Genomic DNA, 15,873 nt, shown 5'->3' on the forward strand with positions numbered 1-15,873 from the left:
CAGTTTACCGCTATTGATGCTCACTAGGAGAGATTCATGAAATCACGTGCTGCGATTGCGCTGGAAGCCGGCAAGCCGCTGGAACTGGTCGAGATCGATGTCGAAGGGCCGAAGGCCGGTGAGGTGCTGGTACGCATCGTCAATACCGCCGTCTGTCACACCGATGCGTTCACCCTGTCCGGCGCAGACCCGGAAGGCCTGTTCCCGTCCGTACTGGGCCACGAAGGCGCCGGTATCGTCGAGGAAGTGGGCGAGGGCGTGACTGGCCTGGTGCCGGGCGACCACGTCATTCCGCTCTATACCGCGGAATGCGGCAAGTGCAAGTTCTGCCTCTCCGGCAAGACCAACCTGTGCAGCGCCGTGCGTGCCACCCAGGGTCGCGGCCTGATGCCGGACGGCACCTCGCGCTTCTCCCTCGATGGCAAGATGCTGCACCACTACATGGGCACCTCTACCTTCTCCGAATACACCGTGGTGCCGGAAGTCTCGCTGGCCAAGGTGTCCAAGGAAGCGCCGCTGGACAAGATCTGCCTGCTGGGCTGTGGCGTCACCACCGGTATCGGCGCGGTGATGAACACCGCCAAGGTCGAGCCGGGCTCTACCGTCGCCATCTTCGGCCTCGGTGCCATCGGTCTGGCCGCCATCCAGGGCGCGGTGATGGCCAAGGCGTCGCGCATCATCGCCATCGACATCAATGAAGACAAGTTCGACCTGGCCCGCAAGTTCGGCGCCACCGACTTCGTCAACCCGAGCAAGCTGTCCGTGCCGGTCCAGGAAGCCATCGTCGACATGACCGACGGCGGCGTCGACTACTCCTTCGAGTGCATCGGCAACGTCAATGTCATGCGTGCGGCGCTCGAATGCGCGCACAAGGGCTGGGGCGAATCCATCATCATCGGCGTCGCCGGTGCCGGTGAAGAGATCTCCACCCGTCCGTTCCAGCTGGTGACCGGGCGCGTCTGGAAAGGCTCCGCCTTCGGTGGCGTCAAGGGCCGTACCGAACTGCCGGGCTACGTCGACCGTTATATGGACGGCGCGATCAATCTGGACGACTTCATCACTCACCAGATGCCGTTCGAGAAGATCAACGAATCCTTCGATCTGCTGCACGAAGGCAAGTCGATCCGTACCGTGCTGAGCTTCTGATCCGGGGCTGAACTGCCGCCGGGCAACACGGAAGCACCTGTTGCCCGGTGAGGTCTGGAACGCGAAACGGCGTCGGCTTGCCGACGCCGTTTTCATGGGCGATATCACAAGGGAGAGCATGATGACCGCGACCGAACAACTCGAGCTGGTCAGCGCCAACAAGGTGCATGGCGGCTGGCTCAAGCGTTACCGTCACCGCAGCGGCAGCCTGGATTGCGACATGGTGTTCGCCATCTATCTGCCGCCCCAGGCCGAACAGGGCCCGGTGCCGATGCTGTGGTGGCTGTCGGGGCTGACCTGCACCGACGAGAACTTCATGCAGAAGGCCGGCGCGCAGAAGAAGGCGGCGGAGCTGGGCATCGCCCTGATCTGCCCGGACACCAGTCCGCGCGGCGTCAATCTGGACGGCGAAGACGACAGCTACGACTTCGGCAGTGGCGCAGGCTTCTACGTCAATGCCACCCGCGAGCCGTGGGCGCGTCATTACCGCATGTATGACTACGTCACCGAGGAGCTGCCGGCGCTCGTCAAGCGTCACTTCCCGGTGGATGGCGAGCGTGAGTCGATCTCCGGTCACTCCATGGGCGGCCACGGCGCGCTGATCTGCGCGCTGAAGAATCCGGGCCGCTATCGTTCGGTCTCGGCCTTCGCGCCGATCGTCAATCCTATGGCCTGCCCGTGGGGCGAGAAAGCCTTCAGCGGCTATCTCGGCGATGACCGCGCCCAGTGGGCGCAGTGGGACACCTGCGAGCTGGTCAAGCAGGCGAGCAAGAGCGGCGCCGCGCGTCAGGAGCTGTTCGTCGAGCAGGGCGAGAGTGATCAGTTCCTCGAGGAGCAGCTCAAGCCGGAGCGCCTGGAGGCGGTCTGCGCCGAGCTGGATCACCCGCTGGTCCTGCGTCGTCAGCCGGGCTACGACCACAGCTACTTCTTCATGGCCAGCTTCATCGATGAGCATCTTGCCTACCACGCGAAACACCTCCTTTGAGGTGTGAGTGTGGTAGCTGGTAGAGATGAATAGACACGCGAAACACCTCCTTTGAGGTGTGAGTGTGGTCGCCGGTAGAAATGAAAAGGCACGCGAAGTACCTGCTTTGAGGTGAGCCTCAGGCGTTGAGGTGTGAGAGTGCCAATCGCAGCTGATCGCTCGCCGAGCAGAGACACTGCGTGAAAGACAGAAACGACAGTCCCGCTACCGATTGATGGATAGCGGGACTGTCGTTTTTTCGTCATGAGAAGCGGCGTTTTTCAGAACTCCAAGGCATGAAAGCCCGTTCTGGTGGCGTTTGCTTATGCTGCGTCAGTGGTAGCCAACTCAGGCGTTATTCTGTGCCGTACGGCAACGATGATTTGCTGCACAGCGGCGATAAAGTCACTGCGCCAGGCAGGCGCGATGGTTTACTGTCGAGAGGTGGACAACGCACGACGTCCAGGCAGTGAATCACGACATCCCTGACGCTATCGGAATTGCAGAGGTCGCTTATTGACCTCCCCCTGATGGGGCCGATCGCCGATGTCGTCGCTGCTGGAGCTGACCCCTCAGGGTTTGCTCCCTGCTGAGACCCAATAACGATAATACTGCGGACCCCCGCCGGCCTCATCAGGCCACGGGAGAGGGCATCACGAGGCCCCGGTCTGCCACTCAAGCAGATATAGAGAAGGACTCCCCTCATGGCATTGACCAGTGGCCGTTTCGCCCGCCCGTACGAAGCTCACTCATCCGCTGCAGGAATGGCCGGCGAGACGCGCCAGCCGCAGACCATCGGCTTCCTGCTGCTCGACAGCTTCACGCTCATCTCGCTGGCCTCGGCGGTGGAACCGCTGCGCATGGCCAATCAGCTGGCCGGACGCGAGCTGTACCGCTGGTATACCGTGACGCTGGAAGGCGCCCCCGTGCGTGCCAGCGATGGCCTGCAGGTCACGCCCGATACCTCCACCGAGGCCTGCCCGCCGCTGGATATCGTCATCGTGTGCGGTGGCGTCGGCATCCAGCGCTCCGTGCATCGCCCGCATGTCAGCTGGCTGCAGGCGCAGGCACGTGCCGGCCGCAAGCTGGGCGCCGTCTGTACCGGCAGCTGGGCGCTGGCCCAGGCGGGGCTGCTCGAAGGCCATGAGACCAGCATCCATTGGGAGTGTCTGGCCGCGATGCAGGAAGCCTTCCCGCGCGTGCCGTTGACCACACGACTGTTCTCCATCGATCAGGACCGCGCCACGGCCTCCGGCGGTACCGCGCCGATGGACATGATGCTGACCATGATCGGTCGCGAGCATGGCCGCGAACTGGCGGCGGGCATCTCCGAGATGTTCATCTGCGATCGCGTGCGTGGCGAGCAGGACCAGCAGCGCGTGCCGCTCAAGCATGTGCTGGGCACCACCCAGCCCAAGCTTCTGGAAATCGTCGCGCTGATGGAGGCCAATCTGGAAGAGCCCATCGGCCTGGACGAGCTGGCGCACTATGTCGATGTCTCGCGCCGTCAGCTGGAGCGGCTGTTCCAGCGGTATCTGCACTGCTCGCCGTCGCGCTACTACCTCAAGCTGCGCCTGACCCGCGCGCGTCAGCTGCTCAAGCAGACGGCGCTGTCGATCATCGAGGTGGCCTCGGCCTGCGGCTTCGTGTCCACGCCGCACTTCTCCAAGTGCTACCGCGAGTACTTCGGCATGCCGCCGCGTGACGAGCGCATCGGTGGCGAGCGCAGTGTCAGCGTGCTGGAGGTGCCGTGTCGCGCCGATGGCGATCACCAGCTGACCGGTGTCGCCAGTCTGGAAGGGCTGCTGCACCAGTCGATCGGCCAGAGCATGGTCGGCAATGCGCCCCTGCAACCGGCCAGCGAGTCCCCCGTTTCCTCGGCGATTCTGGCACTGGCCAATGCGCGCGGTGAGCCGACCTACGCCAGCGTGCGTCTGCAGGGCTGACGCCGCCGACTGACACCAGCCTCCCGCAACGTCCAACGCCTCTGCCGCTCCGGCAGGGGCGTTGTCGTTTTCACAGGAGCCACCGGCACGCTCTGGTACACTCGATGACACCAGGAAGCAGTGGCTGACACGACAATGGCTCGGCGGCGAGCCACGACACGCACGACAGGGGACGGCAAGGGATGGCACGAGGACAGCAACGCAGGCAGGAAGGCACGGAGCGTGTGGCGGGTGCTCGGCGCGGGGCGACACGCCGTCCGACGCCGAGTGCCGGCATGCGCCCGATGGAGCGCCTGCGCTGGCTGGCGGTGTGGGCATTCAAGGTCGTCGCCTGCTGGATGGTGGCCTGCATCGGCCTGGTGGTATTGCTGCGCTTCGTGCCGCTGCCGGTGTCGATGGTGATGCTCGAGAAGTGGGGCTATGGCCTGGTCACCGGCGAGCCGATGGCACTGCAGCATGACTGGGTGCCGATGGAGCAGATTTCCAACAATGCCCGTCTGGCGGTGATCGCCTCGGAAGACCAGAAATTCCCCGATCACTACGGCTTCGATGTCGATCAGATCGTCAAGGCCATCGATGCACGGCTGGCCGGTGAGCGTCTGCGTGGCGCCAGTACCATCAGCCAGCAGACCGCCAAGAATGTCTTCCTGTGGAACGGGCGCAGCTGGGTGCGCAAGGGGCTGGAGGTCTGGTTCACCATCCTGATCGAGATGATCTGGCCCAAGGAGCGCATTCTCGAGGTCTACCTGAATGTCGCCGAATGGGGGCCGGGGGTCTTCGGCGTCGAGGCCGCGGCCGAGCATCACTTCAATACCGATGCCGCCAGCCTTTCCGCCTACCAGGCCAGTCTGCTGGCGGCGGTATTGCCCAACCCGATCCGCTTCAATGCCGGCAAGCCCTCGGCCTATATCCAGCGCCGTGCCAGCTGGACGCGCCGTCAGATGAACAATCTCGGCATGGGCTACTTGAAGCGTCTGGAACAGCCGCGTGGCTGGCTGAGCTGGGACCTGCTGCCTTCGCTCAAGGAGCTGTCCCCCGCGCATTGACCGGCCTGACGCTTCACCATCGGCTGTCCCACGACGCCCCGGCTCTCTCGAGTCGGGGCGTCGTCGTTTCAGAAACGACAGCCCTGACGCGATTCGATAGCCACGGGTCGCATCTGGCGTCAGAGGGGAAAGAGGGCAGGACTATGCTGGCACAGCCTGCTGGAGATCGTGTTCCGGCAGGCCCTGTCCGCCGGGTACGGGCAGTGACCTGACTTCCAGAGCCGCCTGCCCAGCGCCGGAGCGACATGATGTCTGAATTCTCCTCCTCCTTCGGTGGGTCCGATGCGGCCCGCGCCCTGCACGATGACAGCATCGTCATCGATGGTCTGGTGATCGCCAAGTGGCAGCGCGAGCTGTTCGAGGACATGCGCAAGGGCGGTCTGACCGCTGCCAACTGCACTGTCTCGGTCTGGGAAGGCTTCCAGGCGACCGTCAACAACATCGTCAAGAGCAACCAGCTGATCGCCGAGAGCAGCGATCTGGTCTGCGTGGCGCGCACGGCCGCCGACATCCGCGCCGCCAAGGCCGCCGGCAAGACCGGCATCATCTACGGCTTCCAGAATGCCAACGCCTATGAAGACCAGATCGGCTATGTCGATGTCTTCAAGCAGCTCGGCGTGGGCATCGTGCAGATGTGCTACAACACCCAGAATCTGGTCGGCACCGGCTGCTACGAGCGCGACGGCGGTCTGTCCGGCTTCGGCCGCGAGATGGTCGCCGAGATGAACCGTGTCGGCGTGATGTGTGATCTCTCCCACGTTGGCTCGAAGACCTCCGAGGAAGTCATCCTCGAGTCCAGGGTACCTGTCTGCTATTCCCACTGCGCGCCGGCCGGTCTCAAGGACCACCCGCGCAACAAGTCCGATGCCGAGCTGCGCTTCATCGCCGAACACGGCGGCTTCGTCGGCGTCACCATGTTCACTCCCTTCCTCAAGGCCGGCGTCAACGCCACCGTCGACGACTACGTCGAGGCCATCGAATACGTGATGAACCTGGTCGGCGAGGATGCCATCGGCATCGGCACCGACTTCACCCAGGGTCACGGCCAGGACTTCTTCGAGTGGTTGACCCACGACAAGGGCTACGCCCGTCGTCTCACCAACTTCGGCAAGATCGTCAATCCGGAAGGCATCCGCACCATCGGCGAGTTCCCCAATCTGACCGAGGCGCTGCTGCGTCGCGGCATGAGCGAGCATCAGGTACGCAAGATCATGGGCGAGAACTGGCTGCGCACGCTGGAAAATGTCTGGGGCGGCTGAGTCTGGCTGCCTGTGCCCTTTATTGATCGCTCTTGCTTGATCTCTCTTTCCTGATCTCTCTTTTGCAATTCCCTCAAGCCCCCTTTGGAGGACACCGACATGAGCAAGATGGCCCCTGAACTGCCGATCGAAGTGGATAGCGAGACTGGCGTCTGGACGTCCGATGCGCTGCCGATGCTGTACGTGCCGCGCCACTTCTTCATCAACAACCATGTCGCGGTGGAAGAGGCGCTGGGCGTGGAGAAATACGCCGAGATTCTCTATCACGCCGGCTACAAGAGCGCCTGGCACTGGTGCGAGAAGGAAGCCGAGCTGCATGGCCTGGTCGGCGTGGAAGTCTTCGAGCACTACATGAAGCGCCTGTCGCAGCGCGGCTGGGGTCTGTTCATCACCGAGGAGATCGATCTGGAGCGCGGTACCTGCAAGGTGCGCCTGGAACACTCCTGCTTCGTCTATCAGCAGGGCAAGACCGGCACCAAACTCGAGTACATGTTCACCGGCTGGTTCGCCGGCGCGATGGACCAGATTCTGGCCGCGCGTGGCAGCGAGCTGCGCACCGTCGCCGTGCAGACCCAGAGCGGCGGTGAGGAAGGCTGTGACGTGGGGTATTTCAAGGTCGCTCCCGGAACAGTGTGACGTTTTCGGATCCGCCACTCTCTATTCCATGGCTCGGGTCAAGGCCCAGGCCCGGCCCAGGCAAAAGGCAACAGCACAAGCCGGCTGCCCGAGCATCTCTCTGTCACGACACTCACCACCCACAACAACGACAACGCAACGCCTGAGCGCCGCCTTTCCTGACATGCAAGACGCCTGACGCCGACCCCGCCGCCACCAGCAACGACTCGTGGCGGCGGGCAGGCCAGGCCAGCGTGACGAGGCGGCGCTCTCCCCGGCGAGGAGCTCTCACCATGGCATTCGACGCACTCTTCCAGCCGATCGAGATCGGCAAGCTGACCATCCGCAACCGCGTCGTCAGTACCGCCCACGCCGAGGTGTATGCCACCGATGGCGGCATGACCACCGAGCGCTACGTGCGCTACTACGAAGAGAAGGCCAAGGGCGGGTGTGGCCTGTGCATCTGTGGTGGCTCCTCGGTGGTCTCCATCGACAGCCCGCAGGGCTGGTGGAGCTCCGTCAATCTGTCGACCGACCGCATCATTCCGCATTTCCAGAATCTGGCCGATGCCGTGCACAAGCATGGCGGCAAGATCATGATCCAGATTACCCACATGGGCCGTCGCTCGCGCTGGGACGGCTTCGACTGGACCTCGCTGATGTCACCGTCCGGCATCCGCGAGCCGGTGCACCGCTCCACCTGCAAGACCATCGAGGTGGAGGAGATCCAGCGCATCATCGCCGATTTCGCCCAGGCGGCGCGGCGTGCCAAGGAAGGCGGCCTGGACGGCGTCGAGCTGTCCGCCGTGCACCAGCACCTGATCGACCAGTTCTGGAGCCCGCGCGTCAACAAGCGCACCGATGAGTGGGGCGGCAGCTTCGAGGGCCGCATGAAGTTCGGCCTCGAGGTGCTCAAGGCGGTGCGTGCCGAAGTCGGCGACGACTTCGTGGTCGGCATGCGCATCTGTGGCGATGAATTCCATCCCGATGGCCTGTCCCACGACGACATGAAGCAGATCGCGGCCTATTACGATGCCACCGGTCTGCTCGACTTCTTCGGCGTGATCGGCTCGGGCTGTGATACCCACAACAGCCTCGCCAACGTCATTCCCAACATGTCCTACCCGCCGGAACCCTTCCTGCACCTGGCCTCCGGCATCAAGGAAGTCGTCTCGATTCCGGTGATCCACGCCCAGAACATCAAGGACCCCAACCAGGCCGAGCGCATTCTGGAAGGCGGCTATGTCGACATGGTCGGCATGACCCGCGCCCACATCGCCGACCCGCACATCATCGCCAAGATCAAGATGGGTCAGCTCGACCAGATCAAGCAGTGCGTCGGCGCCAACTACTGCATCGACCGCCAGTATCAGGGCCTCGACGTGCTGTGCATCCAGAATGCCGCCACCTCACGCGAATACATGGGCCTGCCGCATCAGATCGAGAAGACCAGCGGCCCGGTGCGCAAGGTCGTCATCGTCGGCGGTGGTCCGGCCGGCATGGAGGCAGCCCGCGTATGCGCCGAACGCGGCCACGACGTGACGTTGTTCGAGGCCCGTGATGAGCTGGGTGGCCAGATCACCATCGCGGCCAAGGCGCCGCAGCGCGATCAGATCGCCGGTATCACGCGCTGGTATCAGCTGGAGCTTGCGCGCCTGAAGGTTGACCTGCGCCTCGGTACCCGAGCCGATGAGGCCACCATCCGTGACCTGCGTGGCGATGTGGTGATTCTCGCGGTGGGCGGTCGTCCGTTCATGGACCAGTTCGCGTCCTGGGGCTACGACGAAGACCCGGCCAAGAGCCTGATCGTCTCTTCATGGGACGTGCTGGATGGGCGCGTCGCACCGGGCAGCAACGTGCTGATCTACGACAGCATCTGCGAGTTCTCCGGGGTCTCGGTGGCCGACTATCTGGCCGACAAGGGCGCCAGGGTCGAGATCGTCACCGACGACATCAAGCCGGGTGCGGCGGTCGGCGGCACCACCTTCCCGACCTACTACCGCAGCCTGTATGCCAAGGAAGTCGTGATGACCTCCGACATGGTGCTGCATGAGGTCTACCGCGAAGGCGAGGGCCTGGTGGCGGTGCTCGAGAACGAATACACCGGCACGCTGGAAGAGCGCGTCGTCGATCAGATCGTGGTCGAGAACGGCGTGCGCCCGGATGAAGCGCTCTACTACGCCTTCAAGGACGGCTCGCTCAACAAGGGCCAGATCGACGTCGAGTCGCTCTACGCCATCAAGCCACAGCCGTGCCTGAGCCAGGCCACCGAAGGCAATGATTATCTGCTGTTCCGCCTCGGTGACTGCAACGCACCGCGCAACACCCACGCCGCCATCTATGACGCCCTGCGTCTGTGCAAGGACTTCTGATGACGTGATCTGCCGAGCCGGCCGCACCTATGCCGCCGGCTCGGCAGTCGTCCGGTCGACAGCGGGCTTGAAGAAAGAGGGTGAGCAGCATGAATGACACGATCTTGTCGGTATTGATCTTCGCCGCGCTGGCGCTGGCTGCCATCGGCGCGGTCAAGCGCGTCGGCCTGTGGCGCCAGGGGCGGGCGGACGCCACGTCCATGAGCATGGGAGAGCTGGTCGCGAGCCTTGCCAAGGTACCGCGTCGCTACGGGGTGGACCTGCACCACGTGGTCGCGCGGGACCGCTACATGGCCAACACCCATGTCGCCACCGGGGGTGGCTTCGTGGCCGCGGCGCTGCTGATGGTGGTGGTCTACGGCTTCGGCATCGACTCCGCCTGGCTGGGCGTCTTGCTGCTGCTGGCCAGTGGCGCGATGTTCAGTGGCGCGCTGTTCGTGCGTCGTCGTCGCCTCGACCCGCCGGCGCGCCTGTCGCGTGGCCCGTGGATGCGTCTGCCCAAGAGTCTGCTGGTGTTCTCCGCCAGCCTGTTCGTGATGAGTCTGTCACTGGTGCTGCCGGAAGGCGTCGGCGGCATGATCTCCGGCGGCATCCTCGGGCTGGTGCTGGTAGCGGGCATCGCCTGGGGGCTGCTGGAGATGATCGTCGGCATGACCGGCGGCGGCTCGCGCATCACCGGGCCGATGAAGCATGCCTTCGCCGGCGCGCTGCATCTGGCCTTCCATCGGCGTCCGGCACGTTTCAGCACCCGTGACAGTGCGGGCATCCGCGACAGCGCATTGCTGCCGCTGGATTTGACCAACCCCGAGGCACCGCTGGGTGTCGGCAAGCCGTCCGATTTCAACTGGCGTCAGCTGCTGGGCTTCGATGCCTGCGTGCAGTGCGGGCGCTGTGAAGCGGTGTGCCCGGCGTTCGCGGCCGGTCAGCCGCTCAATCCCAAGAAGCTGATCCAGGACATGGTGGTCGGCATGGCCGGTGGCAGCGATGCCGCCTACGCCGGTTCGCCCTATCCGGGCGATGAGCCCAGGCGCGCGCCCGGCCAGCATGGCGGCGGCCCGCAGCAGGCCATCGTCGGGGCCTCTCCGCATGCTCGCCCGGCAACTCAGGCAGCGTCATCCGGACCGATCCAGATCAAGGCAGCTGCGGGTGAGGCGACAGATGGCGACAAGCTGATCCACGAGTTCAAGGTACTGGTCGAGCCGGAAACCCTGTGGGCCTGCACCACCTGTCGCGCCTGCGTCGAGGAGTGCCCGATGATGATCGAGCACGTCGATGCCATCGTCGACATGCGCCGTCACATGACGCTGGAGCAGGGCGCGACGCCGGGCAAGGGCGTCGAGGTGCTCGACAACCTGATCGCCACCGACAACCCGGGCGGCTTCGCGCTCGAAGCACGCCTGCATTGGGCGGCGGATCTCGACCTGCCGCGCATCGCCGAGCTGCAGGCCGCCCGCGAGGCAGCGCGTGATCCGCGTCCGGTGGAAGCGCTGCTGTGGCTGGGCGATGGCGCCTTCGACATGCGCAATCAGCGCACGCTGCGCGCCTTCGTGCAGGTGCTGCGCGCCGCCGGGGTGGATTTCGCCATCCTGGGTGCGGAAGAACGTGACAGTGGCGACGTGGCGCGCCGCCTGGGGGATGAGGCGACCTTCCAGTCGCTGGCCACGCGCAATATCGCCACCCTGTCGAAGTATCGCTTCGCGCGCATCATCACCTGCGATCCGCACAGCTTCCATGTGCTGGGACGTGAATATGCCGCCTTCGGTGGCGACTACCTCGTCAACCACCACACCAGCTACATGAACGAGCTGCTGGCGGCGGGTCGTCTGAGCCTCGATGCCACCAGACTGGCGACGCTCGGCGCGGTCACCTGGCACGACCCCTGCTATCTGGGTCGCTACAACGGTGAATTCGAGGCGCCGCGTAGCTTGCTGGCGGCGCTGGGACTGGAAGTGCGCGAGATGCAGCGCTCCGGTTTCCGCTCGCGCTGTTGCGGCGGTGGCGGTGGCGCGCCGGTGACGGACATCCCCGGCAAGCAGCGTATCCCCGACATGCGCATGGGCGATGTGCGCGAGACCGGTGCCGAGGTCGTGGCGGTCGGCTGCCCGCAGTGCACCGCGATGCTGGAAGGCGTGGTGGCTCCGGCCGGTGAAGCCGAACCCCAGGTGCTGGATCTGGCGGAACTGATGGCGCGGGCGCTGGTACTGGAAGCGTCCACGCAAGGCTTGGCGGCGTCGACCACGCAGCCCACTGACGCGGAGGTGGCGGCATGACGATTCCCGTCGATCCACACGCATCCGAGCGCGAGTCACTGCCACGCCGTGACCCGCGCCTGGAGCAGCAGGCACGCAATCGCCTGCACCCGCAGCATCTCATCGCGCTGCAGGCGCTGGGCCGCGGCGCGGCAGCCCCTCAGGAACGCTGGATGGGCCCGCAGGGCGTGATGCGTCGCGACCCGCACGTCGGCCACTTCATCGCCGCCAATGGTCGCAAGCGCATCGACCGCAGTGGCCGCTCCGGGCCTGCCGCGGCGGGTGCTGGCCAGCCCGCGGTCGTGGCCAAGGCGCGCGTGCTGCCGCTGATCGAGATCGCATCACCCGCCTTCCTGATCGCGGTGGTGCCGGACATGACCGGTGGGCGACTCTCGAGTCACGACCGCGATGTGCTGGGGCTGGCGCGTCAGATCGCCGATGCCGACCCCGCCCATCAGGGTGCGGTACTGGCCGTTACTTTCGGCACGCTGCGTGAGGATGGTGACGCCGCCGACAGTGTCGGGCTCGGCGCGGCGGGTGCCGATCGCTGGCTGCATTTTGCCGATACCCTCCACGATGGTTATGCGCCTCTGGCCCAGCTGGCGGAGCTTGAGGCCATCGATGGCAAGCTGGCACCACGGCTGTGGTTGCTGCCGGAATCCCGCACTGGCGGCGGCGAACGCGGCCGACGTCTCGGTGCGCGCCTGCTGTGCCAGGGCGATGCGCTGGCGCGGCCCAGCGGCAATGCCTATCAGCTCGACGGCGAGCTTGCCGCCATCGGGCGTGGCGAGCTTGCCGAGGTGAACGTTACCGGGCGCAGCGGCAATGGTCAGCAGGACCTGACCCGCCCGCTGACCCGTATCGTGCTGTGCGAGGCGGAATGCGCCGAGCCGGTGGAAGATGTGCGCCACGCCGCGCTGCCGCTCGAGTGGGAGGCGGCCAGTGCCGCGCGCGCCGTGCCAGACGTGATCGAAGATCTTGGCCCGGTGGCCGTCGATCCCTCCGCGATCGCGCTGGGCGAGGCCGAATTCATTCTCTCGGCGGGCAACGGCATCCGCGATTGGGATGGCTTCCACCGCGCCGCCAGCCTGCTGGGCGCCACCGAAGGCGCCTCGCGGGTGGCGGTGGATGACGGCTTCATGCCACGTGCCCGCCAGGTCGGCGCCACCGGTACCTGGGTGACGGCGCGGGTCTATGTCGCGGTGGGCATCTCGGGGGCCATCCAGCATCTGCAGGGCATCCAGCGCTGCGACAAGGTGGTGGCCATCAACACCGATGGCGGCTGTGACATGGTCAAGCGTGCCGATCTTTCGGTGATCGGTGACGCCGGGGCGATTCTCGCCAGTCTCTGTCAGCAGCTCGAGGCCGAACGCAGTGCCGGCGGTGATGCCTCGGTGGCGGGTCAGGTGCCTGCCGCGGCCTCGGCGTCATCCAGTACGTCATCCGCCACGCTTGCCGCCGACGCGGCCTGAACTCGCGCCTGCGACAGGGGAAAGGAGAAGGACATGAAGGCAGATCGTTCGTCCGTTGCGCAGCAGGCCTCGGCGCCGCTTGAGGTCGTGAGTCTGGTGTCGCTGGGGCAGCACCCGGTTTCGGGACGTCTGCGGCGCGCCGAGCAGGACGCCCGCGCCCTGGAACTGTGTCTGGCGATGGAGCGTCAGTCGGCACCCGGTGCCGTAAGCCTCAGCGCCTGGCACGCCAGTGGCAGTGAGATCGCGCTCGGCAGCGAGCAGGATCAAGCGCTGCGCGGTTATCTGGGCATGGGGCTTGAGTCGTTGACGCTGGTGACGCCGGATGTTCCTGGCGCTGACCCGCTCAAGGCTGCTGATTCGCTCATGGCTGACAATTCGTCGCTCAAGGCTGCTGATCAGCCGGTCATCGATGCCTGGCCGCTGCTGGTCACGCGCCTCAAGCAGGCGGCACCGCAGCTGGTGGTGTGTGGCGGCCAGGGCGAGACCGGTGAGGGCAGTGGTCTGCTGCCGCATCTGCTGGCGGAGAGTCTCGGCTGGCCGCTGGTGGAGGGTATCGTCGCGATCGAGAGCTGCGATGGCGCACATCTCACCGCCTTGCAGGCGCTGCCGCGTGGCCAGCGGCGACGGTTGCGCGTGAAGCTGCCGGCACTTGTCAGCGTCGATTCCGCGGCGCCGGCGGCGCGTCAGTCGGCCTTCGCACAGGCGCGCCGCGGTGAGCTTTCCTCACTGGCCAGCGGCGAGCTGGTGCATGATGCGCAGGCCGAGGCCTTCGGCGTGGCCCCGGCTCGCAAGCGTCCCAAGCGCTTGAAGCGCATCAAGGCGACCAGCGCGCGGGACCGCTTCAAGGCCGCGGCCGCCAAGGCCGAAGGGGGTGGTGGCAAGCGGCTGGAAGGCGTGAGCGCCGAGGAGGGCGCGGCGGAAATCCTCAAGCTGCTGCGTGAGGAAGGCGTGCTGCGCTGAAGTCACGCAGACGGTAAAAAGCCCCTGTCAGCTCGGCTGGCAGGGGCTTTTTCATGCATCACAGAAGGTCGTTTCTCACAGAAGGTCGCTCCTTACAGAAAGGTCACTCCTCCCACTGCCAGTCCTCATCGTTCAAGGGGTCGGGCGAGGTGTGTTCGTCGGTGCCCTGGGGGGGCTTGCGCGCTGCCTGACTGGCTTCGCGCTGACGCATCGGCATGTTGTCGATCACCTGATAGATCTGGTCGGGGGAGACGAAGCCTTCCTGCTGCATCTTCTTGCCGCCGTCTTTGCCCATCAGGATGACGGTGAAGGGCGCGCCCTCGCGCAATTGCATGGCATCGCGCAGGGCACGCACCTCCTCGAAGCTCATCGGCACGCCATCGTGGATGCCGCGCGTGCCCATCAGCGTATAGAGCGTCATGTCGCGTTGCTGCATCTCGCCACGCGTGGCGCGCAGTTCCTCGCGTTGACGCTCGAGGTCCCGGTCCTGCTCATCCGGCGCGATCAGCACCAGCGAGCGTCGGTTCCAGGTCTCGCCCAAAAGCGGGTTGGCGGCGGGGTCGACATTGGCGGCGGTCATGGTGGTCTCCGCGGTGTCCGGTGAGGTCGGGGGCGGTGGTGCGCCAGTGGATGTCTCGGCGGGCGCGTTCAGGTCGGCGTCCGAATCCAGCAGGCTGATGGCATGTACCGGCGAGCTCAGCAGCAGGGCCGGCAGCAGGGCCAGCAACAAGAGGCTCATCAGGCCCGGCATCAGCCTGTGATGCGAGAGCAGTCGAGGCAGCGCGGGCAGTATCTGTTTGGTCAGTCTCTGCGTGGACGGTATGTGCGTGGACATGGCAGTCCTCCGGCAACGAATGTTATGAGCTGGGCGTGCCAGCCTGGGCTGCAGAAGCAGGTTGTACAGGAGAATGGCACACCCGGATGACAGCCTCTCCTTCAAGACTAAGACAGTCGCCGAGAGTTTGCTGCCCGTTGGCGCGCGATTTATGTGGTACTTCACGACATGCCGCCCTCATTCAGGCTATGAAAAGGCCAATGGCGACATACCGATAGCGGCGGCAACAGGTGGCATGCCTGTCTAGAGCGCGTAGCGATCGCAGAGGCATGTCTGTATCGAGGGCGGGTCGAGTGCGTGGCGGGCAGACTTCACGCGGCTTGCTGCAGATATTTTCACGATCGTGGTGCAAGCTGTATGCGTGTCCAGCCGTCATGACGCCCGCCATGCGCGGCCCCGCGGGTTTTACGTTGCTGATCTGCGACTCATGTAACTCTGGCGATACAGAATGTTTTCAAAGAGTTGCATGAAAAAATGAACATCCTGTCGTCAGGCCCGTCTGAGTTAGGGCAAACACTTATTGATCACTGCTGGAGGCTGCAATGAAACGGATGACTGCATACATGACGGCTGCCCTGATTTCCGCGGGCATGATGTCGGCACCGGCGTTCGCTGCTGACGCACCGGCCCAGGGTCAGCCTACTGCCCAGGCGGCACAGGCTCAGGCTGGCGATTTCACTGACGCTCAGCTGGAACAGTTCGCAGCGGCCTCTCAGGACATCGCACGCATCTCTCAGGAATTCGCCGGCAAGCTGCAGAAAGCCGACGACGAGACTGCCAAGCAGAGCGTGCGTCAGGAAGCCAATGACGAGATGGTCAGCGCTGTCGAAGACTCCGGTCTGGAAGTCGCCACCTTCAACTCCATCGGTCAAGCGGTCCAGAACGACCCGGACCTGATGAAGAAGGTGCAGAAGCTGGCTCAGGAAAACTCCTGATCTCGCCTGGATGACGTTCGGGTCATCCAATGAAAACGCCGCCCCCGGTTGCCGGGGGCGGCGTTTTTTTGTGC

12 protein-coding genes are annotated in these 15,873 nt (G+C 64.9%); 11 read left to right on the plus strand and 1 reads right to left on the minus strand.

Annotation, left to right across the window (positions count from 1 at the left end; all coding sequences use genetic code 11):
• Positions 1-36: 36 nt before the first annotated feature.
• The 10 genes from R1T44_RS03690 (at position 37) to R1T44_RS03735 (ending at position 14,029) form a co-directional block, all read left to right on the plus strand.
• Positions 37-1,146: an S-(hydroxymethyl)glutathione dehydrogenase/class III alcohol dehydrogenase gene (locus R1T44_RS03690; RefSeq protein ID WP_175090175.1), complete on the plus strand. Its 1,110-nt coding sequence runs from the start codon at positions 37-39 to the stop codon at positions 1,144-1,146.
• A 121-nt stretch (positions 1,147-1,267) separates the two neighbouring features.
• Positions 1,268-2,131, plus strand: coding sequence for an S-formylglutathione hydrolase (gene fghA / locus R1T44_RS03695; protein ID WP_286988934.1), 864 nt, complete (start codon positions 1,268-1,270; stop codon positions 2,129-2,131).
• Positions 2,132-2,874: 743 nt separating this feature from the next.
• Positions 2,875-4,056 carry a choline metabolism transcriptional regulator GbdR gene (gene gbdR, locus R1T44_RS03700; protein ID WP_043333766.1) on the plus strand — a complete coding sequence of 394 codons (1,182 nt, stop codon included), beginning with the start codon at positions 2,875-2,877 and terminating at the stop codon, positions 4,054-4,056.
• 284 nt (positions 4,057-4,340) lie between these two features.
• Positions 4,341-5,102 carry a monofunctional biosynthetic peptidoglycan transglycosylase gene (gene mtgA, locus R1T44_RS03705; RefSeq protein WP_082388235.1) on the plus strand — a complete coding sequence of 254 codons (762 nt, stop codon included), beginning with the start codon at positions 4,341-4,343 and terminating at the stop codon, positions 5,100-5,102.
• A gap of 248 nt (positions 5,103-5,350) precedes the next feature.
• The gene (locus tag R1T44_RS03710; protein WP_107335565.1) at positions 5,351-6,361 is read left to right on the plus strand and encodes a dipeptidase; all 1,011 of its coding nucleotides are present in this window, start codon (positions 5,351-5,353) and stop codon (positions 6,359-6,361) included.
• A gap of 99 nt (positions 6,362-6,460) precedes the next feature.
• Positions 6,461-6,997: a DUF5943 domain-containing protein gene (locus R1T44_RS03715; RefSeq protein WP_317292588.1), complete on the plus strand. Its 537-nt coding sequence runs from the start codon at positions 6,461-6,463 to the stop codon at positions 6,995-6,997.
• Between the two features lie 272 nt (positions 6,998-7,269).
• Positions 7,270-9,348 carry a dimethylglycine demethylation protein DgcA gene (dgcA, locus tag R1T44_RS03720; protein ID WP_043333738.1) on the plus strand — a complete coding sequence of 693 codons (2,079 nt, stop codon included), beginning with the start codon at positions 7,270-7,272 and terminating at the stop codon, positions 9,346-9,348.
• 89 nt (positions 9,349-9,437) lie between these two features.
• Entirely contained in the window at positions 9,438-11,618 is a 2,181-nt protein-coding gene (locus R1T44_RS03725) for a (Fe-S)-binding protein (protein ID WP_317292589.1), read from the plus strand.
• Positions 11,615-13,069 carry an electron transfer flavoprotein subunit alpha/FixB family protein gene (locus R1T44_RS03730; protein WP_317292590.1) on the plus strand — a complete coding sequence of 485 codons (1,455 nt, stop codon included), beginning with the start codon at positions 11,615-11,617 and terminating at the stop codon, positions 13,067-13,069. Before R1T44_RS03725 ends, R1T44_RS03730 begins: the two co-directional genes overlap by 4 nt.
• 33 nt (positions 13,070-13,102) lie before the next feature.
• On the plus strand, positions 13,103-14,029 hold the full coding sequence (locus R1T44_RS03735; protein WP_317292591.1) for an electron transfer flavoprotein subunit beta: 927 nt from the start codon (positions 13,103-13,105) through the stop codon (positions 14,027-14,029).
• A 103-nt stretch (positions 14,030-14,132) separates the two neighbouring features.
• On the opposite strand, the gene R1T44_RS03740 is transcribed toward R1T44_RS03735, so the two are convergent.
• The gene (locus R1T44_RS03740) at positions 14,133-14,864 is read right to left on the minus strand and encodes a DUF4174 domain-containing protein (RefSeq protein ID WP_317292592.1); all 732 of its coding nucleotides are present in this window, start codon (positions 14,862-14,864) and stop codon (positions 14,133-14,135) included.
• A gap of 542 nt (positions 14,865-15,406) precedes the next feature.
• Here R1T44_RS03740 and R1T44_RS03745 point away from each other — a divergent pair.
• Complete coding sequence (locus R1T44_RS03745) at positions 15,407-15,799, plus strand: DUF4168 domain-containing protein (RefSeq protein WP_317292593.1); 393 nt, start codon at positions 15,407-15,409, stop codon at positions 15,797-15,799.
• Positions 15,800-15,873 lie beyond the last annotated feature (74 nt).

It is taken from the genome of Cobetia amphilecti (assembly GCF_032923285.1).
In the GTDB taxonomy this organism is placed as follows: domain Bacteria; phylum Pseudomonadota; class Gammaproteobacteria; order Pseudomonadales; family Halomonadaceae; genus Cobetia; species Cobetia amphilecti.

What these genes read in the sequence shown, in the direction of transcription:
- gbdR (WP_043333766.1), top strand. Translation starts at nt 2,875, where the DNA reads ATGGCCGGCGAGACGCGCCAGCCGCAGACCATCGGCTTCCTGCTGCTC.
- R1T44_RS03725 (WP_317292589.1), top strand. Translation starts at nt 9,438, where the DNA reads ATGAATGACACGATCTTGTCGGTATTGATCTTCGCCGCGCTGGCGCTG.
- R1T44_RS03715 (WP_317292588.1), top strand. Translation starts at nt 6,461, where the DNA reads ATGAGCAAGATGGCCCCTGAACTGCCGATCGAAGTGGATAGCGAGACT.
- R1T44_RS03745 (WP_317292593.1), top strand. Translation starts at nt 15,407, where the DNA reads ATGAAACGGATGACTGCATACATGACGGCTGCCCTGATTTCCGCGGGC.
- R1T44_RS03735 (WP_317292591.1), top strand. Translation starts at nt 13,103, where the DNA reads ATGAAGGCAGATCGTTCGTCCGTTGCGCAGCAGGCCTCGGCGCCGCTT.
- R1T44_RS03690 (WP_175090175.1), top strand. Translation starts at nt 37, where the DNA reads ATGAAATCACGTGCTGCGATTGCGCTGGAAGCCGGCAAGCCGCTGGAA.
- R1T44_RS03710 (WP_107335565.1), top strand. Translation starts at nt 5,351, where the DNA reads ATGTCTGAATTCTCCTCCTCCTTCGGTGGGTCCGATGCGGCCCGCGCC.
- R1T44_RS03730 (WP_317292590.1), top strand. Translation starts at nt 11,615, where the DNA reads ATGACGATTCCCGTCGATCCACACGCATCCGAGCGCGAGTCACTGCCA.
- mtgA (WP_082388235.1), top strand. Translation starts at nt 4,341, where the DNA reads ATGGAGCGCCTGCGCTGGCTGGCGGTGTGGGCATTCAAGGTCGTCGCC.
- R1T44_RS03740 (WP_317292592.1), bottom strand. Translation starts at nt 14,864, where the DNA reads ATGTCCACGCACATACCGTCCACGCAGAGACTGACCAAACAGATACTG.
- dgcA (WP_043333738.1), top strand. Translation starts at nt 7,270, where the DNA reads ATGGCATTCGACGCACTCTTCCAGCCGATCGAGATCGGCAAGCTGACC.
- fghA (WP_286988934.1), top strand. Translation starts at nt 1,268, where the DNA reads ATGACCGCGACCGAACAACTCGAGCTGGTCAGCGCCAACAAGGTGCAT.